Annotated in this window: 18 protein-coding genes; 11 read left to right on the top strand and 7 right to left on the bottom strand. The window is 67.4% G+C overall.

Annotated elements, in window-relative coordinates:
- Positions 1–2: 2 nt before the first annotated feature.
- Entirely contained in the window at positions 3–500 is a 498-nt protein-coding gene (locus BMX17_RS08760) for a plastocyanin/azurin family copper-binding protein (RefSeq protein WP_092659104.1), read from the bottom strand.
- Positions 501–608: 108 nt separating this feature from the next.
- Between BMX17_RS08760 and BMX17_RS08755 the strand changes: the two genes are divergently transcribed.
- From BMX17_RS08755 to BMX17_RS08740, 4 genes are all read left to right on the top strand, one after another.
- On the top strand, positions 609–878 hold the full coding sequence (locus tag BMX17_RS08755) for a hypothetical protein (protein WP_092659103.1): 270 nt from the start codon (positions 609–611) through the stop codon (positions 876–878).
- 48 nt (positions 879–926) lie between these two features.
- Positions 927–1,691, top strand: a complete 765-nt coding sequence (locus BMX17_RS08750; RefSeq protein WP_092659102.1) for a protein sorting system archaetidylserine synthase — start codon at positions 927–929, stop codon at positions 1,689–1,691.
- A 35-nt stretch (positions 1,692–1,726) separates the two neighbouring features.
- Entirely contained in the window at positions 1,727–3,034 is a 1,308-nt protein-coding gene (locus BMX17_RS08745; RefSeq protein ID WP_092659101.1) for a HEAT repeat domain-containing protein, read from the top strand.
- 82 nt (positions 3,035–3,116) lie between these two features.
- Positions 3,117–6,179, top strand: a complete 3,063-nt coding sequence (locus BMX17_RS08740; RefSeq protein ID WP_092659100.1) for an FAD-binding and (Fe-S)-binding domain-containing protein — start codon at positions 3,117–3,119, stop codon at positions 6,177–6,179.
- A gap of 9 nt (positions 6,180–6,188) precedes the next feature.
- Here the strand turns inward: BMX17_RS08740 and BMX17_RS08735 are convergent, their stop codons facing one another.
- On the bottom strand, positions 6,189–10,436 hold the full coding sequence (locus BMX17_RS08735) for a PAS domain S-box protein (protein ID WP_092659099.1): 4,248 nt from the start codon (positions 10,434–10,436) through the stop codon (positions 6,189–6,191).
- 213 nt (positions 10,437–10,649) lie between these two features.
- On the opposite strand from BMX17_RS08735, the gene BMX17_RS08730 reads away from it, so the two are divergent.
- Positions 10,650–12,326 carry a phospholipase D-like domain-containing protein gene (locus tag BMX17_RS08730; RefSeq protein ID WP_170845369.1) on the top strand — a complete coding sequence of 559 codons (1,677 nt, stop codon included), beginning with the start codon at positions 10,650–10,652 and terminating at the stop codon, positions 12,324–12,326.
- A gap of 34 nt (positions 12,327–12,360) precedes the next feature.
- Here BMX17_RS08730 and BMX17_RS08725 read toward each other — a convergent pair whose 3' ends face one another.
- Both BMX17_RS08725 and BMX17_RS08720 read right to left on the bottom strand, forming a co-directional pair.
- Complete coding sequence (locus tag BMX17_RS08725) at positions 12,361–13,221, bottom strand: hypothetical protein (RefSeq protein ID WP_092659098.1); 861 nt, start codon at positions 13,219–13,221, stop codon at positions 12,361–12,363.
- A 154-nt stretch (positions 13,222–13,375) separates the two neighbouring features.
- On the bottom strand, positions 13,376–15,280 hold the full coding sequence (locus BMX17_RS08720; protein ID WP_092659097.1) for a Hef-associated nuclease: 1,905 nt from the start codon (positions 15,278–15,280) through the stop codon (positions 13,376–13,378).
- Positions 15,281–15,382: 102 nt separating this feature from the next.
- Here BMX17_RS08720 and BMX17_RS08715 point away from each other — a divergent pair, with 102 nt between their 5' ends.
- Both BMX17_RS08715 and BMX17_RS08710 read left to right on the top strand, forming a co-directional pair.
- On the top strand, positions 15,383–15,889 hold the full coding sequence (locus BMX17_RS08715) for a Mov34/MPN/PAD-1 family protein (protein ID WP_092659096.1): 507 nt from the start codon (positions 15,383–15,385) through the stop codon (positions 15,887–15,889).
- Positions 15,886–16,314 (top strand): FAD synthase family protein, encoded by a 429-nt coding sequence (locus BMX17_RS08710; protein WP_092659095.1) that lies wholly within the window; start codon positions 15,886–15,888, stop codon positions 16,312–16,314. Before BMX17_RS08715 ends, BMX17_RS08710 begins: the two co-directional genes overlap by 4 nt.
- A 123-nt stretch (positions 16,315–16,437) precedes the next feature.
- On the opposite strand, the gene BMX17_RS08705 is transcribed toward BMX17_RS08710, so the two are convergent.
- Positions 16,438–16,821 carry a pyridoxamine 5'-phosphate oxidase family protein gene (locus BMX17_RS08705; protein WP_092659094.1) on the bottom strand — a complete coding sequence of 128 codons (384 nt, stop codon included), beginning with the start codon at positions 16,819–16,821 and terminating at the stop codon, positions 16,438–16,440.
- A gap of 134 nt (positions 16,822–16,955) precedes the next feature.
- Here BMX17_RS08705 and BMX17_RS08700 point away from each other — a divergent pair, with 134 nt between their 5' ends.
- A complete protein-coding gene (locus BMX17_RS08700; RefSeq protein WP_092659093.1) occupies positions 16,956–17,345 on the top strand; it encodes a hypothetical protein in 390 nt (129 codons plus the stop codon).
- A 102-nt stretch (positions 17,346–17,447) separates the two neighbouring features.
- On the opposite strand, the gene BMX17_RS08695 is transcribed toward BMX17_RS08700, so the two are convergent.
- Positions 17,448–18,596 carry a pyridoxal phosphate-dependent aminotransferase gene (locus BMX17_RS08695; protein ID WP_092659092.1) on the bottom strand — a complete coding sequence of 383 codons (1,149 nt, stop codon included), beginning with the start codon at positions 18,594–18,596 and terminating at the stop codon, positions 17,448–17,450.
- Positions 18,593–18,994 carry a 6,7-dimethyl-8-ribityllumazine synthase gene (gene ribH / locus BMX17_RS08690; protein WP_092659091.1) on the bottom strand — a complete coding sequence of 134 codons (402 nt, stop codon included), beginning with the start codon at positions 18,992–18,994 and terminating at the stop codon, positions 18,593–18,595. The genes BMX17_RS08695 and ribH overlap by 4 nt, the downstream gene beginning before the upstream one ends.
- A 125-nt stretch (positions 18,995–19,119) precedes the next feature.
- On the opposite strand from ribH, the gene BMX17_RS08685 reads away from it, so the two are divergent.
- The 3 genes from BMX17_RS08685 to BMX17_RS08675 all read left to right on the top strand — a co-directional run bounded on the left by BMX17_RS08685 (position 19,120) and on the right by BMX17_RS08675 (position 22,857).
- Positions 19,120–20,994: a flippase activity-associated protein Agl23 gene (locus BMX17_RS08685; protein ID WP_092659090.1), complete on the top strand. Its 1,875-nt coding sequence runs from the start codon at positions 19,120–19,122 to the stop codon at positions 20,992–20,994.
- A gap of 73 nt (positions 20,995–21,067) precedes the next feature.
- The gene (locus BMX17_RS08680; RefSeq protein ID WP_092659089.1) at positions 21,068–22,219 is read left to right on the top strand and encodes a 5-(carboxyamino)imidazole ribonucleotide synthase; all 1,152 of its coding nucleotides are present in this window, start codon (positions 21,068–21,070) and stop codon (positions 22,217–22,219) included.
- Positions 22,216–22,857, top strand: a complete 642-nt coding sequence (locus BMX17_RS08675) for an AIR carboxylase family protein (protein WP_092659088.1) — start codon at positions 22,216–22,218, stop codon at positions 22,855–22,857. Before BMX17_RS08680 ends, BMX17_RS08675 begins: the two co-directional genes overlap by 4 nt.
- The last annotated feature ends 22 nt before the right edge of the window (positions 22,858–22,879 follow it).

Below are 22,879 nucleotides of genomic sequence, written 5' to 3'. Positions count from 1 at the left end.
CGTCACTCGGCGTCGGTCCCGGCTGCCGTCCCGTGCGTGGTGGTCACCGGCGTCTTCGGTGTGCGGGTCGCGTTCTCGGTGACCTCGATGGTGCCGACCATCCCGGTCTTCTCGTGGGGGATGCAGAAGTACTCGTAGGTGCCGGGGACGGTGAAGGTGTGTTCGTAGGTCTCGTTGCTGGAGAACCCGCCGCCGCTGTTTTTCAGCCAGCCGTCGCGGGCGGCCTGCGTGCTCTCGAACCCGCCGGAGGCGAAGAAGTCCGCCTCGTCCGGAATACCGCTCTCGTAGGCGGTGACGGTGTGGGTACTCTTGCTGGTGTTCTTCCAGACTACGGTGGTACCGGGGGCAACCGCGAACTCCGCCGGGCGGAACGCGGAGGTCGACATACCGATGTCGTACTCGTCGTCTGCCGTTCCGGCGCCGCCCGAGCCGAGACAGCCGGCGACCGAAACTGTGACGGCCGTACCACCGACGCTCGCGAGGAAGGCCCGTCTGCGCATACTCTGGGGTCAGGACCGGAGCGTGATATGTCGCGCGGTTCCGGACGGTCGCCAGCGGCAGGAAGCCGAGTGCGCGGACTTTTCTACCCGGCGCTCGGACGAAGCGGTATGGAACGGACGCAGTTCGGGGCGGGCCTGCTCCTCGTCGGGCTCGCGACGGTCGCGGCCGCCGCAGTGGAGTTCGGCACGAAGATTCCGCGACTGACCGGCGTCGGCGTGGGCGCGGGCGCGGTCGTGGCGCTTGTCGGCCTGGCGAGCGTCCTCGGCTACGGGTTCGACCCCGACGGAGACAACCGGATCGCGGGCGTCCTCGTCGTGTTCGGGACGGTCGCGGCCTTCGGGTTGCTCGTGACGGGGCTGATGCACGCCATCGAGTGACGGGGTCGTATCGAACGGACTAAGGCGGCGGTCCTCCGACCGGGAGGTATGCAGCCGCGGTTCGTCGGCCGGCTGGGACTCGCCGACCTGGTGACGGTGGCAAACGCAGGGCTGGGCTTCGCGGCCGCGGTCGCCGCCACTGCCAGTCCGGCCCTGGGCGCGCGCCTGATCCTGCTGGCGGCCGTCGCCGACGGACTCGACGGCGTCCTCGCCCGGAAAGTCGGAAGTACGCCGGTCGGGGAGTTCATCGACTCGCTGGCCGACGTGGCTTCCTTCTGTGTCGCGCCCGCAATCTTCGTCTTCAGCGTCGCCAGCGCGGAGTGGGGCCTGACCCTCTCAGGGTCCGATCCGCCGGCACTGCTGGCCACCGCCCTCGTCGTCCCCGCGCTGTTCGTCGGGTCGGGCGTCGTCCGACTCGGGATGTACACCGCTTACGACATCGGCAGCGACGAGACCGAAGGGGTCCAGACGACGCTGGCGGCCACGATCCTGGCCGTCGTCTATCTGGCGGGGGTCCCCGGCGCTCGCGGCGCGACGGCGTTGCTCGCGATGACGGCCGTGTTCACGTACCTGATGATCACGACGATAACCTACCCGGAACTGCGCGCGTCCCACGCGCTGGGGATGGGCACGGTCCAGGCGGGGGCCATCGTCGCACCGACCGCCTTCGGTCGGCTATTTCCCCGGGCCCTGCTGGTGGGCGCGGTCCTCTACCTCATCGGCCCGTGGTTCTACCGGCGGTACCTCGTCGACGCGCCCGAGGAGGGGGCCGAGGAGAGTCGCGATCCGACCCCAGGCGCGGATACCGAATAGAAACGCCTTTTGTGCGGACAGTCGAGTGTTCGGGTATGAGCAACGGCGACGACGGGGACGGCGCGAACGAGGCCGACACCGACGCCGAGACTGCACCCGAGGGCGGGGCCGACGTACCCGCGGCCGACGCGGCGGCCGTCGGGAACCGGCTCGACTCGGTCGAGGACGCACTCGAGGACGCCGAGACCGAGGCCGACCTCGACGCAATCGACGCTGACCTCGACGCCATCGAGGAGGCCGTCGAGGCACTGGAACCCGACGACGAGGACGAAGAGAACGAGGAGGCCGCGGAGCTGCGCGACCGCCTCGACTCGCTCCGTGAGGACGTGGAGAGTCAGCGCGGCCCCTACGCCGAGGACGTGACCGAGACGATCGACGCCGCGGCCGACACCGTCGAGACCACCGAGTGGACCGAGGACGGCGAACTCGAGGTCATCCCGGCCGTCGAGGAGTTCCTCGACAGCGCCGGCAGTCAACTCGTCGAGACGTTCGAGCCCGACAGCGACGAGATGGCCGACCTCGCGGCGGAACTCCGCACGGTGAGCGAGATCGTCGACGACACGAACCTCGACGCGGACGACGACGCCGAGACCATCGAGACCCTGCTCGAGGCCGCCGAGGGCCTCGAAGCCGATCTCGACGACGCCGAAGAGTGGGACGACCTGCTCGTCCGGGAACAGCTCGACGCACAGGGCTTTTACGACCCGCTCGACCCCGAGAATCGCAAGGACTTCCCGGCCGAGTGGAACGCCGTCAAACTCCACGAGAAGGCCTACAAGGACGGCGACGAGGAGGCCGTGGAGATGATCCTGCTCGGACTGGAGACGTTCGAGTCGGACTTCATGGAGGAGAACGTCCTCGACTCGCTAGAGCGGATCGCCCCGCCCGAGGCCACCGAGGACCTGCTGGCGATGGCCGAGAAACGCAACAAGCAGGCCATCCGTATCCTCGGCCGGATCGGGGCCGAGGACGCCCTGGACACCATCGAGGAGTACGTCGAGGGCGGCGACGTGGCGCTCCGAAAGGTGACCCTGCGCGCCATCGGTGCCATCGGCGCCGAGCGCTCGACGCAGGTCGTGGCCGACCAGTTGGTCGACGACGACGCGGAAGTCCGGTCGACGGCGGCCCGCGCACTGGGCCTGCTCGGTGATACTCGCGCCATCGACCCGCTGGCCGACGTGCTGGCCGAGGACGACGCCGACGAGGTGCGGGCCAGTGCCGCGTGGGCGCTGAACCGGATCGGCACCGAGCGCGCCCGCGAGGCCGCCGCCGACTACGCCGACGACCGGGCCTACCTCGTGCAGGTCGAGGCCGAGAAGGCCGCCGAATCGACCTCGGCCTGATCCGGCGTCGGACTCGCTCTGCGAACCGCCATTCCGTTCCGCAACGCCAACTGTTTCCCTGCTCCGGTCGCTATCACCGTCTATGAGTTCCGAGTCGGGAGCCAGCGGTACGTCGTCGGGCGACCCCAGCACCGACGACCGTGCGGCCTACGACTACCAGGGCGGCGACGTGGCGCGGCCGGGGCTGGTCGCCGACCTCCAGTCTTTGATCGACGGTGAGGTCCGCTTCGACGAGTACTCCCGGGAGCAGTACGCGACCGACGCCTCCATCTACGCGATAACGCCCGTCGGCGTCGTCTTTCCGACCTCGACGGCCGACGTGGCCGCCGTCGTCGAGTACTGCGCCGACCGCGGGATTCCCGTCCTCCCGCGGGGCGCGGGGACGAGCCTCGCCGGCCAGACCGTCAACCGCGCGGTCGTCCTCGATTTCTCGAAGCACATGGACGCCCTCCGCGACATCGACGCGGACGCACGACGGGCCCGCGCGCAACCGGGAATCACGCTCGGCCACCTGAACGCCGCGCTGGCCGACGCGGACCTGAAGTTCGCGCCCGACCCCGCCTGGGGCGACAAGTCGGTGCTTGGCGGGGCCATCGGCAACAACTCCACCGGCGCTCACTCCCTGCAGTACGGCAAGACCGACGCCTACGTCGAGGCCTGCGAGGTGGTACTGGCCGACGGCTCCGTGACCACGTTCGAGCCGGTTCCCGTTGCGGAACTGGACGAGCGGGCCGATCCCGACGGCGACCTCGAAGGCCGGATCTACGCCGCAGTCGGGGACCTGCTGGACGACGAAGACATCGCCGACGCCTATCCCGATCTCAAGCGCAACGTCTCGGGCTACAACCTCGATTACGTCATCGAGCGCGCCCGCGAGGACGGCGTCGTCGATATGCCGGGTCTGCTCGCGGGCAGCGAAGGGACCCTGGCGGTCGTGACCGAGGCCGAGGTCTCGCTGGAACCGGTGCCCGAGACGAAGGCACTGGCACTCCTGCGGTACGACGATCTGCTCGAGGCGATGGAGGACGTGGAGCCGATCCTCGACCACGACCCCGCCGCGGTCGAAGTGCTGGACGACGTACTGCTCGATTTGGCCCGCGACACTGCCGAGTTCGGGGCGCTCGTCGACGAGATGGTCCCCGCGGGGACCGGCGCAGTCCTGCTCGTGGAGTTCTACGCGGACGACGACGCCGAGGGCCGAGAACGAGTGGCGGACCTGCTCGCGGATCGGGTCCCGGGCACCGAGACGCTGGCCGATCCCACGGGCGAGGGCGTCGAGACGGACGCCACGGTCCGGGCCGCGTCGGCCGACGAAGCCCACGACGAGAGCAAGCGCGAGCAGTTCTGGAAGCTCCGAAAGTCGGGCCTCCCAATCTTGCTGGGTCGGACCAGCGACGCGAAACACGTCGCGTTCGTCGAGGACACTGCCGTCCCGCCGGCGAACCTCCCCGAATTCGTCGCGGACTTCCGGGCCGTTCTGGAGGACCACGACACGTACGCGAGTTTCTACGCGCACGCGGGCCCGGGCGTCCTCCACATCCGGCCGCTGGTGAACACCAAGACCGAGGCCGGCGTCGCGCAGATGGAGTCCATCGCCGACGACGTGACCGACCTCGTCGTCGAGTACGGCGGGTCGGTCTCGGGCGAACACGGTGACGGCCGCGCGCGCACCCAGTGGAACCGCAAGCTGTACGGCGAAGCGGTCTGGGAGACCTTCCGGGACCTCAAATCCGCGTTCGACCCCGACTGGCTCCTGAATCCGGGACAGGTCGTCGCCCGGCCCGACGAGCCGACGGACGTGACCGAACACCTCCGATTCGACCCCGACTACGAGTTCGATGCAGGGTTCGAGCCCGAACTCCAGTGGGACGACGAGAACGGGCTCCAGGGGATGGCCGAACTCTGCCACGGCTGTGGCGGCTGTCGGGGCCATCAGGACACGACCGGCGGCGTGATGTGCCCGACCTTCCGGGCCGCCGAGGAGGAGTCGCTGTCGACGCGGGGGCGCGCGAACAGCCTCCGGCGGGCGATGTCGGGCGAGCTCCCCGAAGACGAACAGTTCTCAGAGGAGTTCGTCACGGAAGTGCTGGACCTCTGTATCGGCTGTAAGGGCTGTGCTCACGACTGCCCGAGCGAGGTGGACATGGCGAAACTGAAGGCCGAACTCACGCACGAACACCACCAGCGCGAGGGGACGAGTCTACGCGACCGACTGTTCGCCAACGTGGACACGTTGTCGGCGGTCGGGAGCGCGCTGGCCCCGATCTCGAACCTCGCGACGAAGGTCCCGGGGGCGCGGACGGCCATCGAGAAGACCGTCGGTATCGCCCGCGAGCGGTCGCTTCCGACCTTCCGTCGAGGGACGTTCGCGAAGTGGTTCCGCAAGCGCGGGAGTCACGTTCCGGCCGACGAGGGCGACCGCCGGGTGCTCCTCCTGCCGGATACCTACACCAACTACAGCCGCCCCGAGGCGGGGAAAGCGGCCGTCGAGGTGCTGGAAGCGGCGGGCGTCCACGTCGAGGTGCCCCCGGGTCTGACCGACAGCGGGCGAGCGGCGTTCTCGAAGGGATTTCTCGGTAAAGCGCGCGAGACGGCTCGGGCGAACGTCGCCGATCTGGCACCGCGGGTCGCCGAGGGCTGGGACGTGGTCGTCGTCGAGCCCTCCGACGCAGTGATGTACCAGTCGGATTACCTGGACCTGCTGGGCGACACAGAGGACGCGGCGGCCGCCGAAACCGTCGCCGAGAACGCATACGGTGTGCTGGAGTACCTCGACGTGCACCGACTGGACGAGGCCATAGACTTCGCGGCTCGCGACGACCACCTGACCTACCACGGCCACTGTCATCAGAAAGCGACGGCCAAGGACCACCACGCCGTCGGCGTCCTCCGGCGGGCCGGCTACCGGGTCGATCCGCTCGACTCGGGCTGTTGTGGGATGGCCGGTTCCTTCGGCTACGAGGCCGAACACTACTCGATGAGCCGTGCCATCGGCGACATCCTGTTCGAACAAGTCACAGACAGCGACGGCGAACGGGTCGTCGCCCCGGGCGCGTCCTGCCGGACGCAACTGGGTGACCGCCCCGACGCGGACGGGGAGCCACCCCACCCCATCGAGACGGTCGCCGACGCGCTGGCGGAGTGAGAGCGCCGGTCACGCAGTCGTCTCGAACTCGAACCGGGCACCGCCGTCCGACCCTTCAGTGAGCGACACGCTCCACCGATGGGCGCTCGCGATGTCGGCGACGATCGAGAGTCCAAAGCCCGTGCCGCCCTCCCCGTAACTGACGCCGTGTTCGAGGACTTCGTCGCGACGGTCCGGCGGGACCCCCACACCGTCGTCCTCGACGTAGAAGCCATCCCTGTCGGGGAGTGCACCGACAGTTATGGTTACGTCGTTGCCGCCATGTTCCACGCTATTTCGGAACAGGTTCTCGAAGAGCTGGGTCACGCGGCCCGGATCGCCGTGAATCGTGGGCACCGCGTCCGTGACGGTCAGGGACGCCTGGTCGGTGTCGACGTATCCCCACGCCTCCGTGGCCGCAGCGTCGAGAGCGATCCGTTCTGGATCCTCGACCGTCGACTCGCCTTTGGCCAGCGTCAGGAGGTCGTCGATCAGATGTTCGATCCGGTCGTGGGCCGACGCGACGCGCTCCAGATGACTCAGCTCACCGGTCTCCTCGGCGACTTCCCGGAACCCCTTCGCGACGGAGAGCGGGTTCCGGAGGTCGTGGGCCACGACGCTCGCGAACCGGTCGAGGCGCTCGTTCTGCCGCCGCAACTCGTGTTCACGCTCGGCCCGAACCATCGCCGCCTCGACCGCCGCACCGAGTACCCGGAACAGATCGACGTCCATCTCGGTGAACTCGCGTGGTTCCGTCGCACCCGTAGACATGAGTCCCTGGTCGCCGAGCGGGAGGAGGATCTCGCTCTGGATCGGCGTCTCGGCGTTGTGTCGCCCCTCGACGTCGGATACGTCGTCGTACGTCCGGAGTTCGCCCGCTTCGAAGGCCGCCCAGGCGAGGCTGTCGTCGGGCGTGAACCGGGGCGAGTCACCGATCACCGCCCGTGCGCTCTCGGTCTCGGCGACCGGTTCGAGTGCGTCGGCCTGTTCGTCGTAGGCCCAGATGCCCGTGAGATCGAGACCGAGGATGTCGGTGGCCGCGTTCACGGCCATCTCCCCGATCTCGTCGGTGGAGCGGGCGGTCGCCAGGTCGCTGGCGACCCGCTGGAGGGCACGGAGATTGCGTTCGAGCCGCTTTCGCTCGGTGATGTCGATCAGGTACCCGAGGTAGTGGGTAATCTCGCCGTCCTCACGGACGATCTTCGTGTTGTCCGTGACCCACTTCACCGCACCGTCGGCCGTCACCATGCGGTAGGGGTCGTGACTGAACCGCTCGGTCGTGTCGTCGCTGTTGGCCTCGACCTCTTCGACGACACGACCGAGGTCGTCGTCGTGAACCAGATCACCGTACGGAACGGCACCGGACTGGAGCTGTTCGGGCGTGTACCCGAACGTCTCGGTGACGTTGTCCGAGACGTACTCCACTGGCCAGCCGTCATCGTTACCCCACTTGAACACGACCGCCGGTCCCTCGGCGAACATATCCCGCTCCTCCTCCAGCGAGGCCTCGGACGCTTTCCGCTCGTCGATGTCGATGTGGATACCGACGGCCCGTTTCGGGGTCCCGTCGTCGGCGCGCTCGAACACCTTTCCGACGTCCCGGATCCACAGCCAGTCGCCGTCTTTCGTCCGCATCCGGTGTTCGGCGTCGTAGTAGTCGGTCTCGCCGTCGAGGTGGGCCTGCAGTTTCGCTTCGGTCTCCGGCAGGTCCTCCGGGTGGGCCCGTTTCTCCCACTCGTCTATGTGCGACCCGATTTCGTCGGGTGCGTAGCCGAGCATCTCGGCCCACTGGTCGTTGAAGACCACCTCGTCCGTCTCGAGGTTCCAGTCCCAGACGCCGAGGTTCGCACCGGTGACTGCCAGGTCGAGCCGCTCTTTGACGGCGTTGAGTTCACGTTCGCGTTCCGTCCGGGCCGTGATATCGCGGGCGATGATAGCCGCTTTCACCTCGTCTTCGTGCCGGAACGACGAGAACATATACTCGACGGTCCGGGCCCCAGCCGGGGAGTCGATATCGAGTTCCACGCGGTCGTGGGGGATCTCGTCACCCGCGAGTGCGGCCTCGAGTGCGTCCGCCAGACGGTCGCGGGCCGCAGTGTCGTCGGTGACCTCGCGTGCGAGTGGCATGACGGAGCGACCAACCAGTTCCTCCCGCGTAGACTCGGACATGGCGACGATCTGTTCGTTGACGTATTCGATCCGCCGATCGCTGTCGACGACCACCGCACCGGTGTCCATACTCTCGACGAGGGCCTCGTACCGCGCGAGTTCCCGCTCACGGCGTTTGCGTTCGGTGATGTCCGTCGCGACCCCGAGGACGGCGTCGGCATCGGCGTCGATGGGTTCGTACGGGATCTTCGTCGTCTCGACGACGCGGCGCTCGCCGTCAGCGGTCGTGAGTGGTTCTTCGGGGATGTGTTTGGGCTCGCCGGACTCGATGACCTCCAGGTCGTCGGTCTGGAACCGCTCGACCTCGTCGGGGGAGGCGGCGAAGGCAGCGTCCGTGGCCCCTTCGAGTTCGTCGACGGCGGTCCCGTACGCCTCCGCCAGCGGTTCGTTGGCGAGCAGGTACTCGCCGTCGGCGTCCTTGACGAACACGAGTTGCGGAAGCGTGTCGATTATCTGGCGCAACCGATCGCGGCTCGCTTCGGCCCGTTCTTTGCTCCGGCGACGGCTCAACTCCGTGCCGACCCACTGGGCGAGCAGGCGAACGAGTGTCGTCTCGAAGGCGCTGAACGGTCGATCACGGCCGTCCGGACTCGAGAAGTTCAGGGTACCGTAGTGAGCGCCGTCGACGGTGACCGGCGCACCGAGGTACGACTCCAGCCCCTGTTTCTCGTAGGCGGGGTGTGTCTCCACGTCGCCCTGGCTGGCGCTCCGGAAACTCACCGGTTCGCCCCGGTCGACGACCAGATCGCAGAACGTCTCGCCGAGATCGAACCGGTCACCGGCGCTGAGCGGACTCTCCGGTGCCGAGACGGCGGTGATCTCGTAGTCGCGATCCTCGATCCTGGCGAGGATTCCAATGTCGAGCTCGAGGACATCACGGGCGCTCGACAGCACTTGTTGCAGGCGGGCGTCCGTCGTCAGATCGCGGTCGGCCATCACGCGCTGGATCTCGCCGAGCGCGTCGCGCTCGCGTTCGAGTTGGGTTCGAGCCTCGCTCTGGTCGGTGACGTCGCGCGCCACCACGAGCACCTGCCGAACGTCGGCCGCCTCGAACGGCGTGAGCCGCACGTCGAAGGTCCGGTTTCCGGCCCGCGTCTCCAGGCCGATTCGGAGGTCGAAGTCGTACAGTCCCGTGAGGCCGCCGTCGGATTCGGCATCAGTCCCCGAGAGGGTCCGGCTCACTGCCGTCCGAAACTCCTCGACTGCCTCGGGGGTCGCCATGCCGCCGACGAGCGTCGCCAGCGATCGCCCCTCGATGTCGGCGGGACTGTCCTGCCCCAGCAGCCGAGCGGCCGCCGAGTTGGCGAAGTGGACGTCGAGGTCCGCATCGACGGCGAAGACCACGTCGTGGACGTTCTGCAGGACCCGCTCCTGGCGTTGCAACTCCAGCTGGCGTTCACGTCGACCCGTTATCTCGCGGGAAAACACCGTCAGTCCGTCCTCGTCCGGGAACGCACGCACCTCGACCCAGTAGTCGTAGGGCTCGTCGATATACTGCTCGAACGAGACCGGGTCGCCCGAGGCCATCGCCGCCCGGTAGTTCGCTTCGAGGTCCGTCCCGACGACGGTCGGAAACTGCTCCCAGAGGACGGTTCCGACGGCGGCCTCGGGGTCACAGTCGACACGCGTCGCCATCCGTTCGTTCATGTACTCGATGCGCCAGTCGGAGTCGACGGCGTAGATCGCGTCCGTCGTCCGTTCGATCGTCCGACGGAACCGGTTGGACAGGGCATCGGCCCGCTGTCGTTGTCGGGCCGCGTCGACCAGCGTCTCGATGCGCGCCGCGAGAATCTCGAAGTCGTCCTGTTCGGACTGGATCGGAATGTAGTCCGAAACTCCCGCCTGAGTCGCCTGACTCGCGATCCGCTCGCTCCCACGGCCGGTAAACAGAATGGTCGGAACGTCGTCGTCACGCTCCTGCACTCGCTCGATGAGGTCGATCCCACTTCCGTCGGCCACCGAATACGCGGTGACGACACAGTCGACGGTCCCCTCCCCCAGCCGATCCAGCGCTGGCTCCAGGCCGTTCTCGACAGTGAGTTCCACACTGGGGGCGACCAGTTCGAGTTTCGTTCGTACGAGGTCGGCGAACGCCTCGTCGTCGTTCACGTAGAGAACACGTATAGGCGCATCAGATTCGTCGCTTGGCGTCGACACGGTTACGCAAGTTAGCAACCGCAGATAGATGAATCGTTCTCCCCGTTCTACAGTATGATAACCCGAGGGTCACTCGGCTGACGACCGGGCAGGCGTCTCGCGGCACGTGGCCGAATCGATATCGCGGCCGAGGGTTTATCACTCAGACCGGGACCACCCACGAGCGTGCCCCGATGCAGAGCCCTGGTTGCCGCGTTCGCGCTTCTAGCGGCCGGGATCGCCCTCACCGTAGCGCCGGCCGCCGGATTGGCCGACGGGCCGAAACCGGTAGCCGGCGTCGCTCCGACAGCGCCGATCAACGAGACGGGACCCGTCGAACTGATCGGCGTCTATCCGAACCCCGTCCCCGACGGCGACGCCGGCGAGTTCGTGATACTGAACGTCACCGCACCGACACCGCTGGCGGACTACACACTGACGGACGGAGAGGACCGTATCAGACTTCCGAACCGCACAATCGAAGATCGAGTCGCGCTCACGACCGCCCCGAATCTGACGCGAACCCGGACGGACGCCAGTATTCTGGCGCTCGACCAGGGGTTGGCGCTCGCGAACGACGGCGATCACGTCACGCTCGCGCGCGACGACGAGCCAGTCGACACACTCCGGTACACTGACGCGCCGGAGGGAGAGGTCGCTACTCCCGGGGTCGACGGCGTCACCTGGCGGCCGGTCGGGGCGACGGACTTTCCGGTCGTGACCGCACCGGGCGAGTCGACCCGGGCGTTCGTTCTCCCCGATGGCGCGTCGGTCCCGGCCGAGACGCTCGCCGACGCTGACGAGCGAATCCTGCTGGCCGGCTATACCCTCACCTCGCCGCGGGTAGAGCGGGAACTGATCGCCGCGAGTCGTCGCGGCGTCGCGGTCCGGATTCTCGTCGACGGCAGTCCGGTCGGTGGCCTGTCCCGACGGTCGGCACGGACGCTCGATACCCTCGCCGAACGCGGAGTCGACGTCACCGTCCTCCCCGGCGAGCCCGCACGGTACGCCTTCCACCACGCCAAGTACGCCGTGGTCGACGGGCGCGCCCTGGTCACCACGGAGAACTGGAAACCGGCCGGTACCGGCGGCCACGCCAGCCGCGGTTGGGGCGTCGTCGTACAAGCGGATCGAATCGTCTCCGCGCTGGCAGTCACGTTCCGGGCGGACGCGAACGGGCTGGAAGCGGACTCCTGGCGTCGGTATCGGACGGGGAAGCGCTTCGAGCCGGCGGACGGTCCCCCAGCGAACGGGACCTTTCCGCGACGGGTCGACCCACGACGGTTCCAGCCCGAGCGAGTCGAGTTACTGCGAGCGCCCGACAACGCCGAGCGTCGCGTCCGCCGTCTGCTCCGGAACGCGGACGAGACTATCCGCATCGAACAGGTCTCCATCGGGAGCCGTCGCCAGCCGTTCCTGCGTGCGACCCTCGCGGCCGCACGGCGAGGCGTCGACGTACGGATCCTGCTCAGCAGGGCCTGGTACGTCGAGGAGGAGAACCGCGCGCTGGTCGAGTGGCTGAACGAACGGGCGACCCGCGAGGACCTGCCGCTGTCGGCCAGGCTCGCCGATCCGAACGGCCGGTTCGAGAAGATTCACGCCAAGGGCGTGATCGTCGACGACGATCAGGTACTGGTCGGATCACTCAACTGGAACAACAACTCCGCGCGCGACAACCGCGAGGTCGCGATTCTGGTCGAGGGGGAGGGTGTCACCGGCTACTTCGTCGGCGTCTTTCGGGCGGACTGGCAGGGTGGCGACTGGCGGCTCCCGGCCGGTGTAGTGCTCGCCGTGGTTCTGGCCGCACTGACCGCCGTACTGGTCGCTCGCCGGTTCGAGTTCGAGGATCACCGGGCGACGTGAAGGGTGTGCGTAAACCGATATCCGCGATAGGAAATCAGGGGCCGGGTGCGACAGCCGCCAGTTGCCGGAGTGACTCGCGCAGGTCGACGACGAGGTTGTACTTGGAGATCGCGATGGTCTGGGCCTGCGAGCCCTGCGGAACGGAGTTCAACTCGGCGGTCGCCTGCTGTTGGTGGGCCAACAGTTGGCGGTCGAGTTCTGCGAGTTGGTCGTGCAATCCGGGCGGTTCCGGCTGCTTCGGGCGACCCGCGGCCGGCTGGTGGCTCGTCCGTCGAGTCTCCGGGGGCGCGGTTCGCCCGCGACCTGCCGGTGGCCGTGGGTGACCTGCTGCAGTCGGTTGTGACGGTAGACCCCCTCCCTGCCCGCCGGGTTGGGACTGGTCGCTCGGCTGAGACGGTTGTACATCCGACGCCGGTGGCTGTCGGGGTGACTGCTGCGGTGGCTGGGACGCTCCGGTTCGGCCGGCCGTCGGTGGCTGGCTCCCGGTCGACTGTGGCTGCGCTGAGGGCTGTGTCGGATCAGCCCGGGACCGAGAGACTGGACTGCCAGTCGCTGGCTCAGGGGGCTCCGGGTCGTCCGCAGGCCGACCGGATTCGGCCGGTTCGAGGCGGTCGGCGAAGACCCACCGGCCATCGATCTCGTCGGCGGCGAGGTCCGACCGATACTGCTCGACCAGTTCCGGTTCGTGTGCGGCAGCGATCTCCTCGAACGAGAGGTCGTCGTCATCGTCCTCGCCCGCCATCGAGCGTCTGATATCGGAGGCGTACCCCCGCGACGACCCCGTGAGGTCGCTCACATCAGTCGTCTTCCCCTCCGGTCCGACGGCGATCCAGGCGTTGATCAGTCGCTCTTTTTTCGATAAGTCCGTCCCGGTGACGGCCTCGCTGTCGGTCATGGTCAGCGGTTCCGTCCGGCCACGCTTCGTTATGGGTCGCGTAGCCAGGATAAGCCGGTCCAAATCACCAGTAACCACTGGATGACAGGTAGCGGTCGACAGCGAAACAGAGTACGCCGGCCCCAATCACGTGTTCGGGGATCGCGAGCGGCGGTTACTCGTCGGGCAGCGTCGCGGCGAGGTCCTCGTCGAGTTCCGCGTCGGCCATCTTTTCGACCAGCGCCGAGATGACGTCCTCGCGCATCCCCTCGACGAACTTGATCGAGCCGACGACGAGGTGGCCGCCGCCGGAGACGCCGCCGCCGTCGATCTCGTCGACGAGTTCCTCGACCATCTCCGGGATGTCCAGCCGGACGCCGTCGGATCGGAGGACGGCGAAGTCCGGACCGTAGCCGATAGTGATGACGGGATCGCCCGTCTCCTCGACTTTCCGGTCGTGAATCTCGCCCGTCGTCTTCCCCGGCGCGGGGTAGGTGAAGCGATGGGCGTAGTTCTCCACGTCGATCCGGTAGAGGTGGGCGTCGTTGTCCAGTCGCTCGTGTTCGACGTGACTCATCGCGGCGTCGAGCTGTTTGTCCACGTCGCGTTCGGCCCGGGAGGCCAGGAAGTCGACGAGTTCCTCGTGACGCTCCCGATCGTCACAGGCGACGTTCAGTGCGTCGTTGATGAGTTCGCGCCCGTCGTTGTACTTCAGCCAGTGGGTGGCGTAGTCCAGGGCTTCACCCACGTCCCGGAGGTCGGCCTCGGAGTAGCCCTTCTCGGCGGCGAGTTCGACGAACTCGTCCATCACCTCCGCCTGCGAGCGGTCTGCGAGGCCGGCGACGGCCGGCACGTGGCCGAGTTCGTCGGTGAGCGACGGGTCGATCATCCGCGCGAGTTCGACCGACATCATGCCCGTCGTGATCCGGTAGTCCTCGTCGTGGAGGTAGGGGTTGACGTGTTCGTCCACCAGCGGGGAAACAGCGTCGGGGTCCGGGTGGTGGTGGTCGACGACGACGATCGGCACGTCGTAGTGGGCGAGGTTCCGGTACGCCGGCGTGTCCTCCTCGGTCGACCCGTTGTCCAGCATCAACAGGAGCGGGAGCTTCTGCCCGTGACGCTTGCGATTCTCCAGCGCGAAGTTGAGGTCACGGGTCACGTCCTCCATCTCGTAGAAGGGAGCCTTGCTCGGGAGCCGCTTGAGCAGGTGCCGGGGCGCGTCGGGGTCGTGGTGGTGCTCGCTGATGAACCGTTCCAGCGCGAGCTGGAGGGGCACCGACGCACAGAGGCCGTCGCCGTCGGCGTGGTGGCGCATCCGGATCGGCCGGCCTTCGAGCACTGCCTCGCGGAGCCGACGGGCGACCCGTTCGAGGTCGGGTCGGAGTTTCTCGAAGGCGTCCCACTCGACCATGGGCTCGACGGCGTTGGGTTCGGCGTACTCGTCGAGCGCGTCGTCGAGTCGTTCGCGTGCCTCGTCGGCGGCCTCACCCTCGTAGCGCTCCAGACTGTCGACCTCGATCTGGACGGCGGCTTCGCGCATCTCGACCCGGCCAGTGAGCCGGACCACGTCGTCGAGTTCGATCTCGGGGTAGGCCCTGACGCCGGCTTCCTCGAAGGCCGCACAGGGGACCACGCCGGACTCGTCGCGGACGTGGAAGATGGTGGGACCACCGGTCTGTTTGATCTGGACGACTTCCCCATCCAGCGTGACCGTCGAACCGACGGCGTCTTCGAGGTCGGCGACGGCGACCGACTCGCCGGCGTCGACGCGGTCGGTCTCGTAGTCGGCCAGTTCGACTTCCTCGAAACTCACGTCGCCGTCCTCGCGGACTTCCGAGAGTTCGACGAGCAACTCGTCGCCAACGTCGTAGTCGCCCAGCAGGTTCGACTCGTGCACGAGGCCGGAGAGGCCGTCGGTGAGGTCCACGAACACGCCGTAGGCCACGACGCCGTTGACCGACGCGTGGTAGTACTCGCCGGATTCGACGTCGTCCAGCGAACAGCCGTCAGCGAGGTCGTAAACCGTAGGAACCCCGTCGGCGGAGACCTCCGCCCCGTCATCGGGAGTTTGTGGAGACATTTGACTGCGATTCGGCGCTCGCGCGTTTTAACCTTTGGAAACGCTGACGAGTCGGCCCGCGCATCCGGAACGCTTAGAAGGCAACCGGCCCGAGAATGAGCCATGCGGCTGTTCCGGTCGGGCGAGATCCTCGGGATCGCCGAGCAAGCCCTGGAATTCGCACTCGAAGCCTCCGAGGACGCACACCCCAACGAGTACATGGGACTGCTCCGGGGTGAAAGCGCCCGCAACGTCGGCCTCGAACGCGACGGCACCGTCATCACCGACGTGCTCGTCATCCCCGGCACCGAGTCCAACCCCGTCAGCGCCACCGTCAAGACGAACATGGTTCCGAACGATATGCGCGCGGCCGGTTCGGTCCACTCCCACCCCAACGGCGTCCTCCGCCCGAGCGACGCCGACCTCCAGACGTTCAACAAGGGCAAGGTCCACATCATCGTCGGCGCGCCCTACGGCAAGACCGACTGGAAGGCCTTCGATCAGGAAGGCGAGCCACGGAAACTGGACGTGCTGGACATCGACCTCCCCGAGGAGGAGTTCTTCGATTTCACCCAGGCGGACATCGACGCCGAGTTGCGCGACGAGGAGTTCGACGGGGGCTTCAGATGACGACCGTCGTCGCCCAGGGCACCTTCGACATCCTCCATCCCGGTCACGTCCACTATCTCGAAGCGGCCGCCGGGATGGGGGACGAACTCCACGTCATCGTCGCCCGCCGGGAGAACGTCACTCACAAGGAGCAACCGATCCTCTCGAACCGCCAGCGCCGGGACATGGTGGCCGCGCTGGACGCCGTGGACGAGGCCCGCGTGGGCCACCCCGAGGATTTCTTCGTCCCGATCCGCGAGATCGACCCCGACGTAATCGCGCTGGGCTACGACCAGCACCACGACGAGGAGGAACTCGCGGCCGCGCTCGCGGAGGCTGGCCTCGACTGCCGGGTCGAACGCGCGTCGGGTCGCGAGGAAGTCCGCGAGGACGAACTGCTGTCGACGGGCAAGATCATCGACCGGATCTGCGAGGAGCGCTGCTAAATTTTACACCTCGCTCGCTTCGCTCGCTCGGGCAAAATTTAGTACAAAACGCTCCTCGCTCCCGCTGGTCGCTCGTCGGCGTGCGCTCGCGCGGCGAAGCCGCGCTGCGCGTACAACGCATTTTCAGTCGTAGATCCAGTAGTCGACCGACCCCACTTCGATTCGGACCCCGGTGTTCTCATCCCAGGCATCCTCGTCAGCGCCGTACTTCTCGTTGAGGCGGCGGTTGATGCGCTCGCTCTCTGATTTGACGACATCCGCCGTCCCGCGGACGGTCATGCCCCACCTGGGGTCACCGTCCTCGTCCTTCTGAATCGAGAGCGCGACGGCAGGGTTGTGGCGGATGTTTTCGAGTTTCGTCCCGGTCGTCGCGATCTCGATCAGGCCGTCGCGGTAGACGTACCAGATCGGCGCGGCGTGGGGCCGGCTGTCCCGGCAGGTCGCGAGGTGGGCGACGAGCGGTTCGCTGGTGAGCAGGGCTTCGGCCTCGTCGGAGACGGTGGCCATACGTCCGGTTCGACGTGCAGCCACCTGAATCTGGTTCCGATCCGGGACGCACAGCGAGTATCGCGATAACAAACGTGTTCCGCTTCGCGAAATGTCCACCAAGACTGATACGGCATCGGAAGGAACGTCGATTGATGATCTCCCTGAGCTCCGTCGCATTTGTACTCCCCCTCCTCCTGGCGGGCGTGTCGACCGGAGTCTGGACGCACTACGACGCGTCGAATCGGAATGCGGTGTATGCAGAGACCATCGCAGCTATCGTCACGGTGTTCGTCCCGGCGGTTCTGGTGTACCTGTACTATCGGGACCGAATCGGGCCACGAACAGAGAGTCCCAGTACTACCGAAAACGTCGCAGGTGCGATCGCCGTCGGGAGTCTGACTGCGGTGATACTCGGGCAGTTCGTCGCACCACCGGATGCCGGAACCCTCGGACTGGCTCAGAGTTCTCTCCTCCCGGTCGGGATCGCCTTCGGGTTTCTGTGGGTCTACGAGATCTCGCCTCGGATTCTCGAGGCAACGTAGGGTAGCACCGTAGCCGATGTGTTGCCGTGTCTCCGTCACGAGGTGAGAGACACTCGCCAGTGACGGGCGATTGCGGCAGGAAAACGGCGGTCGGTCTGCTCTTTAGATGTAGCCGTGCTCTGCCAGTCGCTCGACGCCTTCGCGCAGGCGCTCCTTGCTCGCGGCGTAGGACAGCCGCGCGTAACCGGGCGTGCCGAACGCGCTCCCGGGCACCGTCGCGACGTGGGCGTCCTCGATGGCACCCTCACACCAGGCCTGATCGTCGTCGTCGACCGGGAGCATCATGTAGAACGCACCGTCGCCGACGGGCACGTCCACGCCGTGGTCGGCGAACAGGTCCGCGAGCATATCGCGGCGTTCCTCGAAGGCGTCGCGCATCTCCACGACGGCTTCGTCGGTGTTCTCCAGGGCCTCGACGCCCGCGTGCTGGACGAAGTTCACGGCACAGGACACGGAGTGGCTGTGGAGCTTGCCGGCCTGATCGATCAGTTCCTCGGGACCGGCGAAGTAGCCCAGCCGCCAGCCAGTCATCGCGTAGGCCTTCGAGAAGCCGTTGACCGTGATCGTCCGGTCGGCCATGCCGTCGAGGGTACCGAGACTCGTGGGCTCGACGCCGTAGGTGATCTCCTTGTAGATCTCGTCGGAGATCACGGTGATGTTGTGTTCGACGGCCAGATCGCGGACCCCTTCGAGGGCGGCGTCGGAGTAGACGGCACCGGTCGGGTTCGACGGGGAGTTGACGACGAGCAGTTCGGTGTCGTCCGAGACGGCCGCTTCCAGGTCGGAGAGGGCAGGTTCGAGCTGGAAGTCGTGGGGCGAGAGGTCGACGCGGCTGAGCGTCCCGCCGGCCATCTTGACCATCGCCTCGTAGGAGACCCACGCGGGGTCGAGCAGGCAGACCTCGTCCCCGTCGTCGATCAGGGACATGAAGATCTCGAACAGGGCCTGCTTGCCGCCGGGGGTGACGATGACGTTCTCGGGGTCGTGGTCGAGGCCGTCGTCGTCGAGTTTCGCGGCGATGGCTTCTTTGAGTTCGGGGATGCCGTTCGAGGACGTGTAGCCGGTGTGGCCGGCCTCCAGTGCGTCCTCGCCGGCGTCTTTGACGTTCTGTGGGGTGTCGAAGTCGGGTTCGCCGACCGAGAGGTCGACGACGTCGACGCCGTCGGCTTCGAGTTCGGCGGCGAGGTTGCTGATCGCGAGGGTCGCGGACGGTTCCACTCGTTGTACGCGGGATGCAAAGTCCATAGTCATAGTTCCTCCACGAGGTCGACGGCTCCGTCCAGTGCGGCAGCGCCGTAGTCGGTACGGGCGCGGGCTTCGTCCATGCTCATGCCGGGGCCGGTGACGCCGAGCGTCACGGGCGTGTCCCGGTCGAGGCTCACGTCGGTCAGCCCCTGGGCCATGGCGTTGCCGATCACCTGATCGTGGTCGGTGTCGCCGGACTTGATCGCGCCGACGACCGCCACGGCGTCCACGTCGTCCCGGCGTGCCAGCCGGTCGGCGGCCAGCGGCGAGTCGTACGCGCCGGGGACGTGAACGGTCTCGACGATCTCCACGTCCAGCTCGTCGGCGCGCGCCTTCGCCGCCGCCTCCATCTCCTCGGTGACGTCGCGGTTGAACTCCGCGACCACCAGTCCGAGCCGTACCATGTGGTGGCGATAGCAACGCCGACCTAAAGAAATACCGTTCGGCGGTCGCCGGCCCGCTCTCCAGTTCGAGGACCGCTCGTTTGCAACCAGAAGGGTTCTTAATCCCCGGACAGACTGCATCGACAATGGCAACGGTCGAGGACGACGATTCCACGACGGAATCCGCCGCCCAGGGGTCCGAGTCCGCCCTCCCCACGCGGTTCGGTGTCGACCGCCTCGTGCTGGTCGTCGCCGGGATCACCGCGTTCGCGCTGTTCGCTCGCTTCCTGTTCCTCGGCGAGCGCATCGCCCACTGGGACGAGGGGCGCGTTGGCTGGTGGATCCTCCAGTACGTCCACACCGGCGACTACGCGTATCGGGCGATCATCCACGGCCCCTTCTACCACCACGTCAACGGCCTCCTGTTTAGCCTGTTCGGAGCCAGTGACTTCTGGATGCGGGCAGTCGTGGCGCTACTCGGCGGGCTGACACCGCTTGCCGCGCTCGGCCTCCGGCACCGCCTGCGCGACATCGAGGTCGCCCTGCTCGCGCTCTTTCTGACCGCCAACCCGCTCTTGCTGTACTACTCGCGGTTCATGCGAGGCGACCCCATCGTCGCCTTCTTCATGTTCGGGGCAGTCGTCGCCTTCGTCCGCCTGCTCGATTTCCGGCAGGCGCGGTACCTGTTCCTGGGCGTCGCGGGCGTCGCGCTCGCGCTCACCGCCAAGGAGAACGCGATTATCTACCCGGTCACCTGGATCGGGGCCGTCGTCCTCCTGCTGGATCACCGACTGTTCCTCGCACGCGAGGGTGAGCGCGCGTGGACAGCTATCCTCAAGGACCGCCTGGTCGGGTTCATCTACGGCGTCTGGCACTGGCTCCACTGGATCCTGCTGGCGGTCGTCGAGTTCTTCGCGATCGTGGTCTTCTTCTACGGGCCACGGGACGGCGACCCTGGCGACGTGGGGCTGTACAACGCCATCGGCCAGGCAGACCTCGGGATGTTCGTCACCGTCGTCGACCGAGCGACCGTCGGCGCGTGGAAGGAGTTCTACGGCCTGTGGGTCGACGGCGGGATGAGCGACCACGCGTACATCCCCTACCTCGGGGACCTCGCCGAAACGCTCGGGTACGGCGCGCTCGCGCTCGTCGTCTTCGCGGTGATTGGATTCGTCGTCGACCGCTACGCCGGGGAGCGACCGCGAGATCTCGTGGCGTTCTCCTTTTACTGTGGATTCGTCTCCGTCCTGGGCTACCCCATCGTCACCGACATTCAGGCCCCGTGGGCGGCGCTTCACGCGGTGGTGCCGCTGGCGATCCCTGCGGCGGTCGGGCTGGGACTCGTTCTCCGGTGGGGGCGGGACGCGCTCGCCGACGACGATCCCGTCGGGATGGGGGCGGCCGCGGTCGTCGTGATCGTCGCGGTCAGTTTCGTCGTCGGCATGGGCGTGTACGGGGTGTACCTCGCCCCGCAGGCTCAGGAGGGCGAGAACGCCATGGTTCAGTACGCACAGCCGGGCGACGACGTACGGCCAGCGCTGGACAGCATGGCGATGGCCGCCGCCGCCAACGAGGGGACCGACGTGTTGCTGTACGGCGACTTCTTCGTCGACCGCGGGACCAACGCCACGACCGACTTCGTCTACGACGGCTACCCGCGGGACTCCCAGTTGGTCCCGAACGAAGAACGTGGAATCACTCTCGCCCCCGCGTGCGCGGACTGGTTCAATTCCCTGCCGCTTCCGTGGTACTTCAACACGAGCGGGGCGGACGTGAGCTGTGCCGACGGCACCATGGAACTCGAGGACGCGGCCGAGTCGGAACCGCCGATCGTCATCGTCGGCGCGCACGACGAGGACGACGAGGACAACCAGGAAAACGAGGAGGCACAGGCACGCGAGCAGTTCCCCGAGTACTGGAGCGCGACCTACGAACTCCGGACCTACGGAACGGAGACCGTCTTCCTGATCCACCCTGACTACGTCGGCGAAGTGAACGCGTCGGCGACGCCACCCGAGTGATCGGCGGGGCGACCGTGCCGGTCGCCTCCCGGGTTGACAATGCTTAAGCGCGTGCCCGGGAAAGCGCCGGTCGATGACACTCACGTCGCCAGGGCCGACCCTCGGCGTCGTCGGGGGTGGCCAGCTCGGCCGGATGCTCGGCGAAGCCGCGGCACCGCTCGGGGTGGAACTCGTGGTGTCGGACCCGACGCCGGACGCGCCCGCCGCGCCGGTCGTCCGCGATCAGATCGTCGGCGACTTCGACGATCCCGAGACGTTGCGCGCGCTCGCCGAACGGTCCGACTACCTCACATTCGAGATCGAGTTGGCCGATCCCGACCTGCTCGAAGCAGTCAGCGAGGAGACCGGCGTCCCGGTCCACCCCGCGCCGGAAACCCTGCGGCTGATTCAGGACAAACTCGTCCAGAAAGAACGCCTCCGAGAGGCGGGGATTCCGGTGCCCGAGTTTCGACAGGTCGACTCGGTCGCGGACCTGCAGTCGGCACTGGACGACCTCGGGACGCCTGCGATGCTCAAGGCGCGACAGGGCGGCTACGACGGGCGCGGGAACGTCCTCGTCGAGACCCGCGCGGACGCCGAAGCGGCGATGGCCGAGATCGCCGGGCCGGCGATGGTCGAGGCGTTCGTCCCCTTCGAGCGCGAACTGGCGGTGATGGGCTGTAAGGGGACCGACGGGACCGACACCTTCCCCGTCACCGAGACGATCCACGAGGAAGAGATTCTGCGGGAGTCGGTCTCGCCCGCCCGGGCAGCCGACGAGCGGATCGACGCCGCCCGCGAGGTCGCTCGCGACGTGCTAGCCGAGATGGAGGGGCGGGGCGTCTACGGCATCGAGCTGTTCGACACGGGCGAGGAGATCCTGCTGAACGAGATCGCGCCGCGGCCCCACAACTCCGGCCACTGGACCATCGAGGGCTGTCACGTCTCCCAGTTCGAGCAACACGTCCGGGCCGTCACCGGCCGGCCGCTGGGTTCGACCACACGGCGAGCGCCGACGGTCTCGGTCAACATCCTGGGCGACGGCGACGAGCGGCGGGAAGCCCGGCTCACCGGCGAGGAAGCGGTCTTCGAGCACGACCGGGCGCACCTCCACTGGTACGGCAAACGCGAGGTGTACCCGCTCCGGAAGACGGGCCACGTCACGCTGACGGGCGACAGCGAGGACACCGACGAGCTACTGGCATCGGCACGCGACCTGCGCGACGGACTGACCTTCGAACCATGAGCGACAACGTCGACACACTGATCGAGGAGCTACGCGAGGAAGCAGAACGCGACAGACCGACCGAAGACACGCCAGAGATCGGGATCGTCATGGGCTCGGACTCGGACCTGGACGTGATGGCGGGCTCCGAGTCGGGCCGCCCCGGGGCCTACGACGCCCTGACCGAGAAACTGGGCTTCGCGGAACAGACGAGCTACGAGGACCCGCCCGAGGCGCGGTTCACGTTCGAGACGTTCGTCGTCTCGGCCCACCGGACGCCCGAACTGATGTACGCGTACGCGGAGACGGCCGAACAGCGCGGGCTGGACGTGATCATCGCCGGCGCGGGCGGCAAGTCGGCGGACCTCCCGAACATGACCGCCTCGATCGCCTATCCGCTGCCGGTGATCGGCGTCCCGGTCCAGGAGAAGTCGGTCGACTCGGTGATCGGGATGCCACAGGGCGCACCGTTGACCGCCGTCGACGCGGGGAAGTCGTTCAACGCCGCGCTATCGGCGGTCCAGTATCTGGCCCGCCAGCACGATGAACTGCGCGATCGACTGGTCGAGTACCACGAGGGACTGCAGGACGGCGTGGGCGAGGTTTCACGGGACCTCCACGAACTCGGGACGCCGGCGTTCAAGCAACGGGACGAGTGAATCGCCGGCGGATGGTCGATCC

The sequence above is a fragment of the Halorientalis persicus genome (genome assembly GCF_900110215.1).
Classification (GTDB): Archaea; Halobacteriota; Halobacteria; order Halobacteriales; family Haloarculaceae; genus Halorientalis; species Halorientalis persica.
The sequence above is the reverse complement of the archived record's forward strand: the minus strand, read 5'-3'. Positions and strand labels throughout refer to the sequence as shown.

Bases quoted from the DNA above. Each gene is read 5' to 3' on its own strand.
- BMX17_RS08720 (WP_092659097.1), bottom strand. From the start codon at position 15,280: ATGTCTCCACAAACTCCCGATGACGGGGCGGAGGTCTCCGCCGACGGG.
- BMX17_RS08715 (WP_092659096.1), top strand. From the start codon at position 15,383: ATGCGGCTGTTCCGGTCGGGCGAGATCCTCGGGATCGCCGAGCAAGCC.
- BMX17_RS08725 (WP_092659098.1), bottom strand. From the start codon at position 13,221: ATGACCGACAGCGAGGCCGTCACCGGGACGGACTTATCGAAAAAAGAG.
- BMX17_RS08710 (WP_092659095.1), top strand. From the start codon at position 15,886: ATGACGACCGTCGTCGCCCAGGGCACCTTCGACATCCTCCATCCCGGT.
- BMX17_RS08755 (WP_092659103.1), top strand. From the start codon at position 609: ATGGAACGGACGCAGTTCGGGGCGGGCCTGCTCCTCGTCGGGCTCGCG.
- BMX17_RS08680 (WP_092659089.1), top strand. From the start codon at position 21,068: ATGACACTCACGTCGCCAGGGCCGACCCTCGGCGTCGTCGGGGGTGGC.
- BMX17_RS08745 (WP_092659101.1), top strand. From the start codon at position 1,727: ATGAGCAACGGCGACGACGGGGACGGCGCGAACGAGGCCGACACCGAC.
- BMX17_RS08760 (WP_092659104.1), bottom strand. From the start codon at position 500: ATGCGCAGACGGGCCTTCCTCGCGAGCGTCGGTGGTACGGCCGTCACA.
- BMX17_RS08695 (WP_092659092.1), bottom strand. From the start codon at position 18,596: ATGACTATGGACTTTGCATCCCGCGTACAACGAGTGGAACCGTCCGCG.
- BMX17_RS08740 (WP_092659100.1), top strand. From the start codon at position 3,117: ATGAGTTCCGAGTCGGGAGCCAGCGGTACGTCGTCGGGCGACCCCAGC.
- BMX17_RS08685 (WP_092659090.1), top strand. From the start codon at position 19,120: ATGGCAACGGTCGAGGACGACGATTCCACGACGGAATCCGCCGCCCAG.
- BMX17_RS08705 (WP_092659094.1), bottom strand. From the start codon at position 16,821: ATGGCCACCGTCTCCGACGAGGCCGAAGCCCTGCTCACCAGCGAACCG.
- BMX17_RS08750 (WP_092659102.1), top strand. From the start codon at position 927: ATGCAGCCGCGGTTCGTCGGCCGGCTGGGACTCGCCGACCTGGTGACG.
- BMX17_RS08675 (WP_092659088.1), top strand. From the start codon at position 22,216: ATGAGCGACAACGTCGACACACTGATCGAGGAGCTACGCGAGGAAGCA.
- BMX17_RS08700 (WP_092659093.1), top strand. From the start codon at position 16,956: ATGATCTCCCTGAGCTCCGTCGCATTTGTACTCCCCCTCCTCCTGGCG.
- ribH (WP_092659091.1), bottom strand. From the start codon at position 18,994: ATGGTACGGCTCGGACTGGTGGTCGCGGAGTTCAACCGCGACGTCACC.